This is a genomic window from Bremerella volcania, from assembly GCF_007748115.1.
Lineage (GTDB): Bacteria > Planctomycetota > Planctomycetia > Pirellulales > Pirellulaceae > Bremerella > Bremerella volcania.
Genome location: NZ_CP036289.1, coordinates 5,974,978 through 5,991,162, shown reverse-complemented (window position 1 = coordinate 5,991,162; position 16,185 = coordinate 5,974,978). Strand labels below are relative to the sequence as shown.

The following is a 16,185-nucleotide window of genomic DNA, read 5'->3' as shown; positions in this document are numbered from 1 at the left end:
TGCCTTCGCAAATCGCTATTGGGTAAACGATTACCATGTAGTTACTATGCGTCGGGTTGTTAGCTATCGCGTAAGTTAACGACACAATGACCACTTCCAGCCAAGTTCAGGGGAACGGATGCGTCTGACATTGCGAACGCTGCTGGCTCATGAACACGGATTGTTGAATGAGCAGCAAGCGGAACTCATCTCTCAGAAGATCGAACAAAGCCCATTTGTGGCTCAGCTGCTTCGTCATTTGAAAGACCGAGCGGTACGGCGCGAGATTGTTCCGCTGGCGATTGAGGCACGCGGAGCGGTTTGCTTGGAAAAGGTCGCGAGGTATCTCGACTATACGTTACCGGCCGAAGAAGTGGTCAAGCTGGAAAACGAGTGCTTCGCGTCGGATCGCCTCTTGGCGGAAGTTGCGTCGTGCCATGAGATCATTTCCCAATGGCTCTCGACGCCGACTCCAATCGAGCCAACCTTGCGTCAGCGCCTGTATGCGATCCTGCCAGGTTCCATTGGGGCGATCTCCGCGACGAGTGACGAACTCGCAATTGATCTTCCCGCGTTGGCTTATCAATCTGCGCCACCAAGCACGCCGTCGGTCGAGCGAGAGGTTCCCGTTCAGACCAAGTCCGAAGAGTCAGGCTGGATTGCAGGAGCGTTTCGCCTGTTCGCGTTAGCTGCCAGTGTCTTGATATTGGTGACCTACGTAGCGATGAATCGCGATAAGGTCGAGGCGATGATTGCCCAGCACTGGCAAGACAAATCGCGAGTCACTACCGCGTCCGATGAAACCTCGCCGACTCCCAAAAAGCAGATCGTACCCGACACGCTGGTTTCCCAGTCCAATTCGATGACGCCAATCGAAATGGCATCACCCCGTGAAGCGGTCCCTGCTCGACTCCCGGAAGTCGCCACAACGGCGTTCCATATGCCGATTCCTGTTGATCGAAATACGGCAAAGGCTCTTGCGTGGGATATCGAGGAAGCCAAGGGGAGTTTTTATCAAGAGTTCTTGGGTGAAACTTGGCAAACGGCAGGCTTGAAGCAACTCGGTGCCGGACGCGTTGTCGTGAGCACTGGCGGACAGCTTCGGATGGTTAGCGAAGGGCTTCGGTTTGAAGTGGGACAGCTTTCCGAGTTGTCATTAAGCGAGGACGGACTCGCGAAGTTGCGATATGGCACCCTGATCATCGATATGGAATCGGACCGGGAATTCATGATGGATGTTGCTGGTCAACAAGTGAAGATTGCAACTCTCAGCGACCCAGTCCGGCTGGCATTATCCACGAGGGCGGTCGTTTCTCGTGGGCTCGACTTTGCTGCCACTACTGCGAATCAGGAAGTGCATTTTGAAGGAATCTCCGGGAAAGTCGATTTGACGATTCCCGGATGTCGCGGCCCCATTCCGCTGGAGCATGGGCAAATGGTCATCTCCCATGTGAAGCACGGAGTTCGGGGTGGCGATACGAGCGTTCTCGATGAAATGCAGCATGAAGGTTCGGATTCGACGCTTGCCGAGACCGTTCAAGCCTCAAGCGAACCCATTCGCTTTCTTCACGATACGCTATCTTCGGAAGTTTCCCGTGAACGTCTCGCCGCAGCAATGACGCTCACCCAATTGGGGCTCACCGATGCCTGGTCAGAAATCTGGAGCCAGTTTCAGGGTCACCAAATTCCAGGCTCGTACTTGGTGGAACTCCGGAACTTATGGGCACAGGATTCCGCGTTGGTGGGAAACACGAAGCGTATGCTTTTGCAGCAGAATCCTGAGCATGGCCCCCTGATCTATCGGCTGATCTGTGGGTTTTCCGACGATCAGCTAACCGGTGAGACGCGTCTGCAACTGAAGTCACTGCTCGGGCATCCCGAGCCAGCTGTCCAGACTTGGGCCCGTTTTCAGCTTTCGCAGCGGCAAATACGATAGCCGAATGAGGAAAAATCATCGGGCAGGTAGCTCTTACGGCTATGCCATTCAAGCTTGATCTGCCGCCTCGTGGAACCTCATCGCAGGTAGCTACAAGCCGCCGTTGTGATCATATTAGCGGCGAACTCTCTTAAATTGCGTCGAACTATCGCCTTCTCGGGGGGATTGCTCGTGGCGAACGGATGATCGGGGAATGCCACTTAGCACTACTCGGTTTACGAAAAACGTCTAAAAATTGGACGGAAACGGGTAGTGGCTCCATTTGTCAGCCTGATCGCTTGCTTGTAAACTGGGTGGTTTCCGCTATAGCATCCATGATGAAACGGGGACTACCTCTCCGTAGTCGTGTCTGGTTAGCTAACCGATATGTCGAGCTTTAGCCCCATTAAGCCGGATCGTCCCGTCAGGAGATTTCATACGTGCAAGTCAACATTTCAACGCGCCATGGTCAATTGAGTCCTGCCTCACAAGAAACAATCACCGAGAAAGTTTCTAAGTTGAATCGGTTGTTCGAGCGTATCACTGCGGTGGAAGTTACGATCGATCTGGAACATACCGATAAACCAGAGGTTGAATTACGAGTCACGGCCGAGAAGACGGAAGACTTTGTGGCGACGGACAAAGCGGAAAGCCTCCTAGCGGCTTTAGATAGCACCATCCACAAGATGGAACAGCAGCTCCGTAAGCACAAAGAAAAGCTGAAGGCGCATCGTGGTAAGGGACAGCCCGCCACTGATGCCGAAACGAACTTCGAGGGATAGAACAGCGACCAAACTGGCGAAACTACGCTGGACATCTGGCACCGAGTCTTTGCAGCGACTTGTTACCGGCCCGGTCCACCATGAAAAGGAACCTAGCTAATGAAGTTTGCCGATTTTATCAGCGTTAAGGCAATCAAGCCGGAATTAGAGTCGAAGGACAAAGAGGCCGTCATCCGTGAATTGGCGGCAAGTCTCGTGGCGTCTGGCGACATCATGGAAGACAGCGCCGATAGCATTATCAAGGCCATCCTCAAACGCGAAGAGCTCGGCAGCACCGGTATTGGCCGTGGAATAGCCGTCCCTCACACGAAACACCCTAGCGTCGAGAAGCTGGTTGGCACGGTTGGTGTCAGCAGCGAAGGTGTCGACTTTAACAGCCTGGATGGCGAATCCGTGCACCTGTTCTTCCTGTTGGTTTCTCCTCCGGATCGTCCTGGTGACCACCTGCGAGCCCTGGAAAACATTTCGCGTCAGCTACGCGATGACATGTTCTGCAAGTTTTTGAAGCAGTCAAAGTCTGTTGAAGACATCAAGACACTGCTGGACGAAGCTGACAACAACCAGTTCGGCAGCTAAGAGTCGCATCAATCCTTGGCGGAGATGTCGAGTCGGCTTGAAGCGGGGTCATCGGGCTGAATTCATAGCGACATCCCATCATACGGGGCAATGTACGGATGGGCGATGAATCCATCATTCGAAAAGTAGTCGTACCAAACCGGCAGGGACTTCATGCGCGCCCAGCGAACATGTTCGTTAAGGTCGCGTTGCAGTATCAGTCTCAAGTCGAAATCACGCGTGATGGCTTGAAAGTGAGTGGCAAGAGCATTCTCGACGTGATGACTTTGGCCGCTGAACAAGGTACGGAGCTTACGATTATCGTCACCGGTCCTGACGCGGAAACGGCTGCGGATGCTCTGGTAGATGTTGTGAAACGCTTCATCGAAGAGGATGATGAAGAGAACGGGACGTGAGTCGGTGCGTCGTTCCCGGCGTTCTCTTGCCAACTAAAGCGAGTCGATCTTAATGCGAGTTTTCCAAGGGATTGCGGTCTCATCCGGCGTGGCCATAGCCAAGGCCATGGTGGTAGACGATCAGCAACCTAGGGTGACTCGTCGCTTTATTTCGCGAGCAAATGTCGACGCGGAACTGAAGCGACTGGCTAGTGCGATGGATCTGGTCGCCGAGCAAATTCAGACCAGCCAGGAAGAAGTTGCCACGGAACTGGGGGACCAATACGGTGCCATCTTCTCGGCCCACTTGCAGATGGTTCGGGATGAAAAGCTAAACGAATCCCTCATCGACTCGATTCGTTACCGTCATTACACGGCCGAATATGCCGTCTCGCAGTCATTTGCTCGCTATATCCAGTTCTTCGAACGCGTCCCCAACCCATTCTTACGTGAACGAGCAGGCGATTTCCGTGATATTGAACAGCGTTTGTTGAATGTGCTGTTTGGTGCGGACGCCAAGCGGAAGCTCGCTGCCAAGCAGCCATCGATCGTGATCGCTCACGATCTGACCCCCAGCGAGATGGCTAATTTGGACCGGGTGAACATTCGTGGGATAGTCACCGAGGTGGGTGGCCCCGGCAGCCACTCTGCGATTGTGGCAGAGGCCCTGGAGCTACCGGCGGTTGTTGGTGTCGGACCTCATCTACGCGAGATTCAGACCGATACAACGCTGATCATCGACGGGCATCAGGGACGTGTGATCGTCCAGCCGGACGAAGAAACGATCGCGCGGTACAAGCAAGAAGTTGAGCAGCAGCGTCAAACGAAGATCAAACTTCGAGGTCTGCGTGATCTGCCTGCGGTTACGACCGATGGCGAAACGATTACGCTGATGGCCAACATCGAATTTCCCCATGAAGCCGACGCATGTATCGAGCGTGGTGCCAGCGGCGTGGGGCTGTACCGGACAGAGTTTCTGTATCTCGGCCAAGACAGCGAGCCAACCGAGGAAGATCACTACCAGGTCTACTCCAAGGTCATTCGCGACATGCAGGGAAGCCCTATCGTTATTCGCACTTTGGATTTAGGTGCCGACAAGATTTTCGGCGATGATCATCCGCCCGAGCAGAATCCGTTTTTGGGTCTGCGTAGTATTCGGCTTTCCTTGCGGAATACGGACCAGTTTCGCCGACAACTGAGGGCGATCCTGCGGGCGAGCGTATTGGGGGATGTATCGGTGATGTTCCCCCTGGTGAGCACGCTTCATGAGTTGCGGCAGGCCAAGATGCTACTGTCTGACTTGATGGAAGATCTCGAGGAACAGTCGATTGCCTTCAACCGAGACCTCAAAGTCGGCATTATGGTTGAGGTCCCATCGAGCGTCGTCATGCTGGACAGATTCGCTCAGGAAATCGATTTCATTAGTATTGGAACCAATGATTTGGTCCAGTATACATTAGCGGTGGATCGCAATAATCCAGACGTGGCAACCCTTTACAACAGCTGCGATCCGGCCGTTCTGAGGCTCATCCAGATGGCGGTCGATTCAGCGAAAAAGGGAAACATTGAGGTCACTCTGTGCGGCCAAATGGGGGGGAATCCCGTTTACACCATGTTGCTAATTGGCATGGGTTTGCGTAGTTTGAGTGTTACACCGAGCGCGATTCCTGAAATCAAACAAATATGTCGCACCGTCTCCGCTCAGAAATGTCGTGAGTTGGCGACTCGGGTGCGAGACATGGACAACGCGTGGGAAATTAAACGGTTGCTACGAGAGAGCTTACGGCAATTGTTTCCCGACGATGCCTAAGTCGGTTGGGTGAAAGCACCCCCGGCTGCCTCAAAAAGAAGGTTCTGTTAATCAGGGCCAGATAGACAAATCACAAAAGAATATTTTTCCGGTGAATCGTAATTCGCCGGATTCCTTGACACAGGTTCAAGACAAGAACGCTTTTATCGAAACCAGGGCAACCGCGCCTGTCACAGGGACTTTTAAAAAGCCTGTCACGGGAGCGAGCCGATTCCAAGAGACCAGCGACAAACGAGTGACCCAAGCCAAGATGCTGAAAGTCAGTGAGAAGAGGACACGCCGAAAAAACCGCTAACCGCCTGAGCCAACCATCGCCACCACAGGGCGAAGAACAACGACAGCTCCCCAGCGAAGATGCGGAATATAGATTGTGCGAGATCCCTTTCACTGCAGTCACTTTGTGATAGATCGCCGTTTCTGGATCGTTGCCCCAACAAGGAATACACTGTTGGATAACCCGACCAGCCGCGTGAAAACACTTCAGGTTGCTCTCAAGCCACCGCAGTAGAAGATCCGGACCGGGCTCGATGTTGGTCGCAAGATATCGTCGAGACAACCTCAGTCAAAACCCGTCATTTCGAGAAAAAGCTTTCGCGGTCATGGACCCCATGCACCAAAGCGAGCTTTTCATGAAAAAAGAGATGCTGATCAACGTATCGCAGCCGGAAGAATGCCGGATTGCGATCGTGGAAGATGGAATTCTGGAAGAGTTCTATCTGGAACGGACCAGCCAGGAAAACTTTGTCGGCAACATTTACAAAGGCGTTGTCGTCAATCTCGAGCCCAGTATCCAAGCGGCCTTCGTCGACTTCGGTGTCGGTAAGAATGGCTTTCTCCATATTAGCGACGTCGAGCCACAATACTTCCGCCAAGGTGGATATGATCCGGCAGCTCAGTACGATCGCCCTGAAGACTTGGCCGCATCGCGGTTTGGCAGTGACTTCGGCGACGATGACGATGGCGAAGAAGGCGACGATGACAGCCCGTCAGGCGGCGCCGGAACGAAAACGCAGCAGCGACGCGGTCGTCGTCAACGACCCGGTGCCCGCCCACGCGTGAAGCCGCCGATCCAAGAGATCTTCAAGCGGGGGGACGAAGTCCTCGTGCAGGTCATCAAGGAAGGGATCGGTAACAAGGGGCCAACTCTGTCGACCTACATCAGCATTCCAGGACGCTACTTGGTTCTGATGCCAGCCCTGGGCCGCGTAGGCGTTTCTCGCAAGATTGAAGACGACCAGGTGCGTCGTCGTTTACGCGGCACGCTGTTGGACCTAGATCCACCAAAGGGATTGGGCTTTATCGTCCGCACTGCCGGGCAAGATCGAACGAAGAAAGATCTGTCGCGCGACATGGCGTATTTGCTTCGCCTGTGGCGTTTGATCGTTCGCCGCATCCGCAAGTCGACGGGCCCCTGCGAGATCTACGAAGAAAGCGACATGATCATTCGCACCATTCGCGATATCTTCGCCGCGGATGTTGATGCGATCTACATCGATCGTAAAGAACAATACGAGGCCGCCAAGGAGTTTCTACAGTTGGTGATGCCACGGTTCGTGGATCGCCTGCAGCGACACGACACGAAGGAAGCCCTCTTCCGCAAGTACAACCTGGACGAGGAAATCGCCAAGATTCACCAGCGCGAAGTTCCCTTGTCGCGCGGCGGTTCGATCGTGATCGATCAGACCGAGGCGCTAGTGGCCATCGACGTGAACAGTGGTAACTTCCGCTACGATGGCAGTTCGGAAGAAGCCGCTTATCACCTGAATTTGCTGGCGGCCAAGGAAATCGCTCGCCAGTTGCGACTGCGTGATCTGGGTGGTGTGATCGTCAACGACTTCATTGATATGCGTCGAGAAAAGCATCGAGCGAACGTCGAGCGTGCCCTCAAGGATGCCGTCAAACGGGACCGTGCCCGCACCAAGATCCTGCGGACGAGCCCCTTTGGTTTGATCGAAATGACACGTCAGCGTGTCCGGCCAAGTCTCAAGCGAAGCATCTTCCGGGATTGCCCTTGCTGCAGTGGTCGCGGCGTTGTGAAGTCGTCCGAGAGCATGGCGATCGAAGTCACGCGTGTCTTGATCGCGGCGGCTCAGCAGCCCAAGGCCAGCCAGATCAACTGCCGGGTGAACGAGGAAGTCGCAGCCTACCTGAACAACAAGAAACGCCGGGAAATCGCGGTCATCGAAGACGACAATCGGGTGGTCGTTCACATCATCGGTAGCGAGTCGGTCTTCCCCGAGCATGTCGAAGTGGAATGTAAGGATGCGGAAGGGCGCCGTATTTACATGACTGACCCGCACGATGCTTCCCGCAATGGGCGTCGTTAAGTCTATTTACGGCAATGATTTAAGGGCGAATCATGTTTCGCGTGCCTCGCTCTGGTTTGACCGGGCAGTGGCAGACATGACAAGCGTCGGGGCCAATTCCAAGAAAACAACTTTGGCGCCCTCGACAGTTAACCGTTTGCCCGGTAAATTGTGTGGTTTCCCCTGAAGACATTCGCCCCATTAGGGGCCGTTCAGAAATATAAAACTCGATTGGGTTCAATCGGATGTACGCGATCATTCAAGAAGACGGTAAGCAAATTAAAGTCGAACAAGGCCAAGAGCTGCGGATTGATTTCCGCTTCGAGGCCTCTGCTGGCGATGCGTTGACGTTTGACAACGTTCTGTTGGTTTCCGGCGAAGACGGCGTCAAGATCGGCAAGCCAACCGTTGACGGTGCTTCGGTCAAAGCCGAAGTCGTAGGTGTTGTCCAAGGCGAAAAGCTGACCATTCAGAAGTTCCGCCGCCGTAAGAACAGCAAGCGTAAGACGGGCCATCGTCAACTCTACACCAAAGTGAAGATCAACGAGATCGTTGCTTAAGGTTCGCTGAGTAAAACTGCACAAATTGGAAAGCCGCAAGTAAGAGTTCTTGCGGCTTTCTTCGTGCGCTCTTTGAGTAAGTTCTGGCGATTCGAAATACTTTATGCAGCTAGAGTTAAGAATTTCCAAAAAAAGACTAGTCAAACCAAGGCAATATCGATAAGTTGTTCCCCATGCAAGAGGGAAAACCCTCTGGGTCAGCAATCGAAAACACGACGGAGTTAGCTTTTCGACAGGTCATCGGCAGACCGTTTCGCAGCGGCCCAAACGCAATGAAGCGATAACCAGCAGGACGTTGAAAACCAGTCAGGCAACTATTTGGGGATGGACTCGGCTTAGCAAATATCTATCGCTTGACTGTTACTTGGACAGTACCCTGCAGTATTCACCCTACTGCAGGGTACTGTTTTTTTCTTGAACGAGATTGTTCACGACATCTGGCTAGTTTGCCAACGGCGGGCTCCACCAAATCCAGAACGGCTGCCAAAACAAGAAGAAGCCCACACCAACGGCGAAAAGGCTGCTAGTCAGGACGGCCGCACTTCCGACGTCCAAGGCTACCCGGATATGCTCGTTCGGTTGGTCATCGACCGCTTTGGCCAGGCATTCAATCGATGTGTTGAACAACTCAGCAACGATGACCAGGCCAATCGTTAGAATCAAGACCGACCAGCGACCGTAATCGAATTGAAGCAGTGCCGCTGCTGAGAAAGCAAGTGCCGCGGCTGGCAGGTGAACTGCAAAGCTTCCTTCGGTGCGAATCGCCCAGGCCAAGCCAGAGAAAGCTAGGCCGAACTTGCGGATCCAGCCGCGAGGTGTCATTTCGTTCTTCATCGCGATCTGATCCTCTGGCGAACGTGTTATTCGAGGCCGTAAGCACCCAGCGGTGGAAGAGGTTCGCCGTTGATTTTGCTGTATTGTCCGGTTGCGAAGAACCTCGGCTCGAAGTTGATACCGATACCAACGTTGTTCCGACTCGTATCGACGTTGAAGTTGAAAGTAAACAAACTCGATTCGCCGATTCGAGTCAGGAAGATATTCTGACCAAGGTTCGTATTCTCTTTCAGGTCGTAGGCCGTTCCCAGTCCTCCAAACCATTTTTCGCTTAGTCGATACTGCAGTGATGCAATGATCAACTGCGTTTCAAATGGTTGAATTGTATTGGTGTAACTGACGTATAGATTCCCGATCTGAGTGCGATTGATATAGCTACCGACGGTGATGGTTTGCAAACCATCGTCAAACAGATCCCAGAAACCGTTCGAGAAGACGTTCAAGCGATTACCGATCTGCCAGTCGAATTGATAGTTCAACAGGCCAACGGTCTCGCCAAAGTTGTCTCGATCGGCGTCGGGAAATACGGTACCGCCAACATCGAATCGAATCCAATCAATGATCTTCTCGTTGCCGGGACCGCCTCGCTTGGTTTGCCAGGTTTGTCGCAACTGCAGATTGGCGGCCGAGACATCGTCAGCAATTTCACCCACCGGCGAAGTCACCCAGCCTTGCTGGTTCGTGCGGAATGCGTAGTAGCGAGGATCGACTGCGGTGGGAACTGGCGTGCCGGCCGGTAGCCCATAGGTATTAAACTTGAAGCGGCGCTGGAATGCCTCTTGCGAGTCGTCGTTGATGTTGTTGTAGATCGCCATTCGGGAGAGGTCCTGGCTCGAATCGGCATAGTAAAGGTCGCCGTAGAGCGTGACCTTATGGGCGATGCCATTGATGTTCAGCAACTGACTTTGAGCGGCTCGATTCACGCTCCAGGCCATGAGGCTGCCGCGAATACCCCCTTGGGCATAACCCCGCAGCAGATCGTCGCCGTTGATGTCTTGTCCTTGATAGGTGACGTCCCCTAAAGCATAAGGGGTTACCTTGGAGCCAAACAGTTCCATCGGCAAATCGATTTCATGTCGCGTCGTACCTACCAATCCTTCCACATCGACTTCGTACGGAAGCGGATCATAAGTAGCGGCGTCGGCCGGGTCTTCGGGGGCGGTCGAAGGCCTCAGGCGAGCGTAGCCAACCGAGGAGTGCGAGAAGTAAGTCAAGCGATCGAATAGCAGCGGTTGTCCAAGCATGTAATGGTCGAGCTTGGGCATCCATTCGGTCTGCATGAAGAAGTCGTTCACGCGTGACGAGCCATAGATATTGAAGCTCTGATTATCGACCAGTTTCTTCAGCTCAAACGATGTGTCGAAGTCCTTCTGCGTGTCCCAGTCCTTCTCGTAGAACGACTCCAGGAAGTTGCGATCGGAAATCAAACCCAACTCGCCGGTGAACTGCCAGTCGAAGAAGGTCATCTGGCGATGACGCCCCCACACTCGGCCGCGAAGATCTGTCTCGGGAGTAAGTGAACGTCGATCGGCACCGAGGTTATCCTTACCGGTATCGTAGATGCCCCAGGCATCGAGGAAGCCTGTTGCTGGGTTGTTAAAGTATGGGAAGTAGGTCTGATCGAAATTGAACCGAGTTCCTACGCCAACACCTCGTTCCGACAGGAAATCGAGGTCGGTAACCCACTCGGTTCCTTCCCAGGGCTCGTCAATGCCGAGGATTTCGTAGTTGTCGAACTCGGTACGGACCTGGAATCCGAAAACATCGTCATTCTTGAAGCTGATCTTGTTTAGATAGAAGACCGGATCATTGATGTCGGCGGAAAGGACCGGCCAGTAAAAGACCGGATAACCACCAAAGTAAAGCGTGTTGTTGCGCGAAGTCGCCAGGCGTTTATGATCGATTTTCGGTTGTCCCGTCAGTGGATCGATCTGGGCCTCGCCGGTAATCGGGTTCATGACCGTCGACTGTTGGTCGGTGTATTCGATTTGGTTCGACTGAAACCAATAGCGAGGCACGCCCATACGGCTGGTGGTGATTGCGGCACCATACGCCTGGTAACGATCTCGATTCACACGCTGTAGGACATCGGCCTTGAGGCGAACTAGCCCCTGGTATTCCGGCACCGGGGTTAGGAGTTCCGCGTTCAGAATCGTGCCGTATTCTTCTGCGACGTTGTAATACATCCGCTCCGCATAAACGACCTGCTCGCCTTGGCGGAAGACGACATTCCCTTCCAGGTAGAGTTCGTAAGCACCATCCCCCGTCACGCCTTCGGGGCCGGTTAGTCCTTCAATCCCATTCTTCGACCAGACGATCGCTCGATCGGCAAGGAGGCTAACCGTATCGAGTTCGCCGAGCCCCTCGACAATCAGGTTCATGCCGGCGTCGAACTTGGCAATCGTCTCACCGGTATTAGGATCGGTATCGACTTCTAACTGATAACCATTGGAGTAACGCTGCAATAGACGAACGCGAATCTGCGGCTGAGAAACGGAGAACGCAGGAGGCATCGGCTGACCTCCTTCGAATTGAATCTGCTGAATCGGCGCTTGGATCGGTTCTTTCGGCGCGAAGTCTTCGTCCGATGGCTGGGCGTTGCGGCCGCGATGGTAAATAGCCGGAGCAACCGCAGGTGGAGCCTTGGTGGGATCGACAGGCAACTGAATGCGTGAGGTCGTGAAGAGCTGCCCTAACCAGGAGGCATCTTGAAGCTGCACGCGCCCGGCATCGGCATCGCGGTAAGTAACGTTGACCTGGTTCTCGAGGTAGACGGTGACTTTGTGCGGAACCAGGCGAAACGGTTGTGCGTATTCAATCCAAAGGACGGCGTCTTTCCCCTTCAACACCGTTTTGTCCTGGACGATCTCGCAGTCGCCGCGGAGGATCCAGACCTCTTGTTCACCGTCTTGCCAGTGCCGCGCGTCATTCGCCCGAACGTAGATTGGCCGGGTGGCATCCGATTGAGGAAGGTGAATTTCAGCAACCGATGTTGCCGATAATATGCCAAGCAATACCCACGCCGCGCACATCGTTAGCGCACGCGTGATGCACGCGGAACCGCACCAGGCGTTCACCTGGCGCGTCTTCGGACTTGTCCTGTGAGGGGGAAACAGGGTCCTGGCTTCCTTGCCGATTGACTCTGACTTGTTGGGAATTCTCAGGTCGCGTGCGAGGTAATCTTTGACGATCCGAGACTTTAAAGCGGGGCGGATTATAGGGATGCGCCCAGACCAGAGCAAGCCAGCTTCCGCCTGATTAGCGCTTCGTCAGCCGATTCCAGATCAACTCGATCCCTGCACATGCTAGCACGGCGAGAATTGGAACCAGCGGCGAACGCATTCGCATGTTGCTCCAAAAGAAGAGATGCACCAGCGTAAAGCTTGCTAGCAGCATCAATGCCGCAATCCAGCCAGGCTTGCGTAGGTTCTTGCCGATAGCGAAAAGTCCTGCGATTACCAAGGCAAACTGCGCCAGGTACCACGCCCCAATGGCATACCGGACCATGGTTCGCTTGCCACTTTCGTCCTGGGAAAGAGCATTGGGCAAGAGCCGCCAGAACATGGTGAATCGAACCAAGACGCTGTAGGCCGCCATGTCGGGGTTCTGCTTCATGGTGTCGATCGCTTCCCGGTAGGCGGCTTTGTCCCGAGCCAATTCGCTAGCAGACGTTCCCAGGTAAGGATTACGACGGGCAAATCGCTGGTGGAATTCGGTATTATCCCAGACCGGCGTCTTGCCACTTCTTAGGTACTCGTAGTACGACTCGTTATTTCCCCAGAGGAGGGTATGGCCGCCATGAGTGGTTCCGAGCACAGGCGATTCAAATACGAGCATATTCCGCACGACCCATGGTGCAAGCAGGAATAGAAGCATCAGGCCGTAGGCCAGTACCGATGAGATTCGCAGTTTCCAGCCGCGGCAGCAAAACCAAACGGCGATCGGCAGCAGGGTGGCCCAGACCAGAAAGGTGGGCCGGCAGAATATAGCCAGCCCAATGGCCCCGGCGATGTTGACGGCGCTAATGGTGGCATCGCGGCTGCCACGAGCATCATCGCTTGATAGATGCTTATTGGCCAAAGACGAAACAGCCACTAGCGTCAGTATGGCGAGGCAGGTTGCCAGGGTTTCGGTCATCACGAGAGTCGACTGATTGAGCAGGATAGGGTCGATCGCGACCAGCAGCCCGGCCACACTTCGCCATCGTTCCAGACCCATTTGAATCGCCCAAAAGAACGTCAGGACCGCCGTGACGACTCCCAGGGCGATATGCAGCAGCAACACCTCTTCTGGCAGAACATGTCGCGAAATACTGGTGACCGCCAAAAGTAGTGGATAAAGAGGCGGGCGAAATGCGGTTGGTTCGGCAGGGTCATCCAGCGTGAAAGAGTGAATTCGCAGGATATTGTTGGCCAGCAGTCGATAGCTATCGGGATCCTGCGAGAAATTCTCGTACTGAAGGTAGCCCGCGCCGCCGCGGATCAGCAGCGCGACTACCAGGACGATGTACCATTGCCAATCCAACCAGACGCTCTCGCGACGAGGCGAAGTGGGAGAGGCATCGCTCGTAGAATCCATCGTGGTGACCGATCAATAGAAGCCGACTCGTACGACCTGGGGGACTTCGTAGAATATAACAGACTCGGCACCCGGGTGACGATGAGGGCCCCCAACTAGGAATTGTGGTGAAGAAACTATTCGAAAGATGGATCGCCCTTCGCTGGCTGCTCTTGGCGGTTGGCATTGCGCTGACGGTAGGGGCCGTCTATCTCGGGCAGGGGCTCTCGTTTGACCGTTCCATCGAAAACATGTTCGCGGCGGAAGATCCTCTTATTCAATCGCACGAACGATTTAATCGGATTTTCGGCGGCAACGAGGTCATTTTAGGCGTTTACAAGGACGATCAGCTATTCGCCGTGGATGGTACTGGTCTGGATAAGGTTCGGGCGGTACGAACTCAGATCGAAGCTTTGGACGGCGTCAAAGAAGTTCTTTCCCTTGATCGAAAGTTGACCAGAGGCTTCGTGCTTGATCCCGAGTCAGATGCCGGCATCAAGTTGAAAGAGCTATTCGCCGGTTACACCCACAATCGAGATGGCAACATCGTTGCCTTGCCGATTCAACTCACGCCCAAGAGTGAAACAACGGTAAGTCGTGTTGAGTTGATCGGGCAGGTTCGGGCTATTTTCGACGGACTTCCTGGCGGGATGATCACAGGCGAGCCGGTTATGGTCGTCGATGGTTTCAAATACGTGGAAGAGGATGGAGATCGATTGGGTTGGGCGACTTCCCTTCTCTTGGCGGCGGTGATTCTTCTCGTCTTTCGCAACATCCGCTGGATGATAATCGCGATCGTTGTCGTGCAGGTCACGTTGCAGTGGACCCATGCAGCCTTGGCCGTCAGCGGTTTGCAACTGAGTATGGTCAGTTCGATGCTAACGGCGATTGTGACCGTCATTGGCGTCGCCACGGTCGTGCATTACATCCTGCGTTTTCGCCAGTATCGCGACGAAGGACAAGAGCCGAAGGAGGCCTTGGCGTCCGCATCTGCGTACCTGTTGGCCCCCGTATTCTGGGCGTGTGCGACCGATGCGGTCGGGTTCTCGGCGCTGCTAATCACCAGCGTTGGGCCAGTGCACGACTTCGGCATCATGATGGCCGTCGGAGCCATGCTAGTGTTGCCGGCGGTCTTGGTGTTTCTGCCTGGGTTGGTCCTGGCCGGCAGTCCTTGGATCGTGGACCCTGCCAGCCCCTGGGGGGATGCCAAGCTGAGTTCTGGTTTATCGCGAACGATCAACTCTATCGTGAAACGCCCGGTGATTCTCATGGTGTTGATCCTGCTGGCGTTTGCCGTGTCGTTGTGGGGAGCTGCCCGGCTTCGCGTGGAAAGTGATTTCACGAAGAACTTCCGCGAGACCACGCCAATTGTTCAGGCCTATGCGTTCGTCGAGGATGAATTGGGCGGGGCCGGCGTATGGGACGTGGCCATTCCGGCGCCTGAGCACCTGACCTGGGAGTACATTCAGGAAGTGCAGGCCCTGGAGGATCGCCTGAGAACCGAAGTCCCGGAACTTTCCAAGGTGCTGAGCCTGGCCGATGTGGTTTCGGCGATGATGGAGGCCGCTGAGAAGAAAAGTCCCTTCCGCCTGCCAAAATATTCTTTGATGCGAGTTGGCATGGGTTTGCTTCGAGACCAACTCCCAGAGACGCTCAATTCGCTGTACTCGAATGACCCCGAAAACCCGGATGAGTATTGGTTCCGAATCATGCTTCTTTCGAAGGAGCGACAAGACGCTCAGACCAAACAGGAAACGATTGAGGCCGTGCGACGCGTCGTCGCCGACTTCTACGCTCAGAAGCAGGCCGAAGCCAAAGTGGCCGAAGAAGATGGCGAAATGGCGGTCCACGATGGCGAACCGATCGTCAGTGGGTTCTTCGTGCTGCTAACGCACCTGATTGACAGCCTGATTCGTGATCAGTGGGAGTCATTTGCATTGGCGATTGCCGGGATCGGGGTAACCATGACACTCGCGTTTCGCAGCTTGAAGATGGCCCTGTTGGCTCTTATTCCCAACATACTACCCATTTTGATGGTCACCGGAGCATTTGGCCTGCTGGGATACCGTATCAATATGGGGGCAGCAATGATCGCCGCCGTTTCCATGGGGCTGGGGGTCGATGCTTCGATTCACTACATTTATGGTTTTCAGCGAAGCATCGCCGGCGGCTTAACCCCCAGTCAGGCCCTGGTTGAGGTCCAACAGAGCGTCGGAAAAGCGGTGATATTTGCCACGTTTGCCTTAATTGCAGGCTTCAGCGTTCTGTGCGTAAGTGATTTTGTGCCTACGATTTACTTCGGCGTATTGGTGGGACTGACCATGTTGGGGGCGCTGGTCGGAAACCTGATCATCTTGCCGCTTCTAATCAAGCTTCTGGTGATCGGACGGACTGAGCCACAAGTTTGAACGCAATGCCTTGGATCGCTTGAACTCGATTCAGCGGCGCTTGCTTGCCAATGTGGCGGGCTCTCTGGTAGAATGCGTCGTTTG

Annotated in this window: 11 protein-coding genes; 8 read left to right on the top strand and 3 right to left on the bottom strand. The window is 54.3% G+C overall.

Annotated elements, in window-relative coordinates; translation table 11 throughout:
- The first annotated feature begins 118 nt into the window (after window positions 1-118).
- From Pan97_RS23910 to rplU, 7 genes are all read left to right on the top strand, one after another.
- Window positions 119-1,915 carry a hypothetical protein gene (locus Pan97_RS23910; protein WP_144977069.1) on the top strand — a complete coding sequence of 599 codons (1,797 nt, stop codon included), beginning with the start codon at window positions 119-121 and terminating at the stop codon, window positions 1,913-1,915.
- Window positions 1,916-2,334: 419 nt separating this feature from the next.
- Window positions 2,335-2,676: a ribosome hibernation-promoting factor, HPF/YfiA family gene (hpf, locus tag Pan97_RS23905; protein ID WP_196782203.1), complete on the top strand. Its 342-nt coding sequence runs from the start codon at window positions 2,335-2,337 to the stop codon at window positions 2,674-2,676.
- A gap of 99 nt (window positions 2,677-2,775) precedes the next feature.
- Window positions 2,776-3,252, top strand: a complete 477-nt coding sequence (locus tag Pan97_RS23900; protein ID WP_144977066.1) for a PTS sugar transporter subunit IIA — start codon at window positions 2,776-2,778, stop codon at window positions 3,250-3,252.
- A gap of 98 nt (window positions 3,253-3,350) precedes the next feature.
- Complete coding sequence (locus tag Pan97_RS23895; protein ID WP_144977063.1) at window positions 3,351-3,647, top strand: HPr family phosphocarrier protein; 297 nt, start codon at window positions 3,351-3,353, stop codon at window positions 3,645-3,647.
- 52 nt (window positions 3,648-3,699) lie between these two features.
- Window positions 3,700-5,436 carry a phosphoenolpyruvate--protein phosphotransferase gene (gene ptsP, locus Pan97_RS23890; RefSeq protein ID WP_144977060.1) on the top strand — a complete coding sequence of 579 codons (1,737 nt, stop codon included), beginning with the start codon at window positions 3,700-3,702 and terminating at the stop codon, window positions 5,434-5,436.
- Between the two features lie 629 nt (window positions 5,437-6,065).
- Window positions 6,066-7,763 carry an Rne/Rng family ribonuclease gene (locus Pan97_RS23885; RefSeq protein ID WP_144977058.1) on the top strand — a complete coding sequence of 566 codons (1,698 nt, stop codon included), beginning with the start codon at window positions 6,066-6,068 and terminating at the stop codon, window positions 7,761-7,763.
- Window positions 7,764-7,987: 224 nt separating this feature from the next.
- On the top strand, window positions 7,988-8,302 hold the full coding sequence (gene rplU, locus Pan97_RS23880) for a 50S ribosomal protein L21 (protein ID WP_144977055.1): 315 nt from the start codon (window positions 7,988-7,990) through the stop codon (window positions 8,300-8,302).
- A 441-nt stretch (window positions 8,303-8,743) separates the two neighbouring features.
- Here the strand turns inward: rplU and Pan97_RS26375 are convergent, their stop codons facing one another.
- The 3 genes from Pan97_RS26375 to Pan97_RS23870 form a co-directional block, all read right to left on the bottom strand.
- A complete protein-coding gene (locus Pan97_RS26375) occupies window positions 8,744-9,136 on the bottom strand; it encodes a diacylglycerol kinase (protein WP_165698944.1) in 393 nt (130 codons plus the stop codon).
- A gap of 26 nt (window positions 9,137-9,162) precedes the next feature.
- Window positions 9,163-12,213, bottom strand: coding sequence for an LPS-assembly protein LptD (locus Pan97_RS26370; RefSeq protein ID WP_165698943.1), 3,051 nt, complete (start codon window positions 12,211-12,213; stop codon window positions 9,163-9,165).
- A 181-nt stretch (window positions 12,214-12,394) separates the two neighbouring features.
- Window positions 12,395-13,714 (bottom strand): hypothetical protein, encoded by a 1,320-nt coding sequence (locus Pan97_RS23870; protein ID WP_144977049.1) that lies wholly within the window; start codon window positions 13,712-13,714, stop codon window positions 12,395-12,397.
- Between the two features lie 107 nt (window positions 13,715-13,821).
- On the opposite strand from Pan97_RS23870, the gene Pan97_RS23865 reads away from it, so the two are divergent.
- Entirely contained in the window at window positions 13,822-16,101 is a 2,280-nt protein-coding gene (locus Pan97_RS23865) for an efflux RND transporter permease subunit (RefSeq protein WP_144977046.1), read from the top strand.
- The last annotated feature ends 84 nt before the right edge of the window (window positions 16,102-16,185 follow it).

What these genes read in the sequence shown, in the direction of transcription:
- Pan97_RS23885 (WP_144977058.1), top strand. Translation starts at nt 6,066, where the DNA reads ATGAAAAAAGAGATGCTGATCAACGTATCGCAGCCGGAAGAATGCCGG.
- ptsP (WP_144977060.1), top strand. Translation starts at nt 3,700, where the DNA reads ATGCGAGTTTTCCAAGGGATTGCGGTCTCATCCGGCGTGGCCATAGCC.
- Pan97_RS23870 (WP_144977049.1), bottom strand. Translation starts at nt 13,714, where the DNA reads ATGGATTCTACGAGCGATGCCTCTCCCACTTCGCCTCGTCGCGAGAGC.
- Pan97_RS23895 (WP_144977063.1), top strand. Translation starts at nt 3,351, where the DNA reads ATGGGCGATGAATCCATCATTCGAAAAGTAGTCGTACCAAACCGGCAG.
- Pan97_RS23910 (WP_144977069.1), top strand. Translation starts at nt 119, where the DNA reads ATGCGTCTGACATTGCGAACGCTGCTGGCTCATGAACACGGATTGTTG.
- Pan97_RS26375 (WP_165698944.1), bottom strand. Translation starts at nt 9,136, where the DNA reads ATGAAGAACGAAATGACACCTCGCGGCTGGATCCGCAAGTTCGGCCTA.
- rplU (WP_144977055.1), top strand. Translation starts at nt 7,988, where the DNA reads ATGTACGCGATCATTCAAGAAGACGGTAAGCAAATTAAAGTCGAACAA.
- Pan97_RS23900 (WP_144977066.1), top strand. Translation starts at nt 2,776, where the DNA reads ATGAAGTTTGCCGATTTTATCAGCGTTAAGGCAATCAAGCCGGAATTA.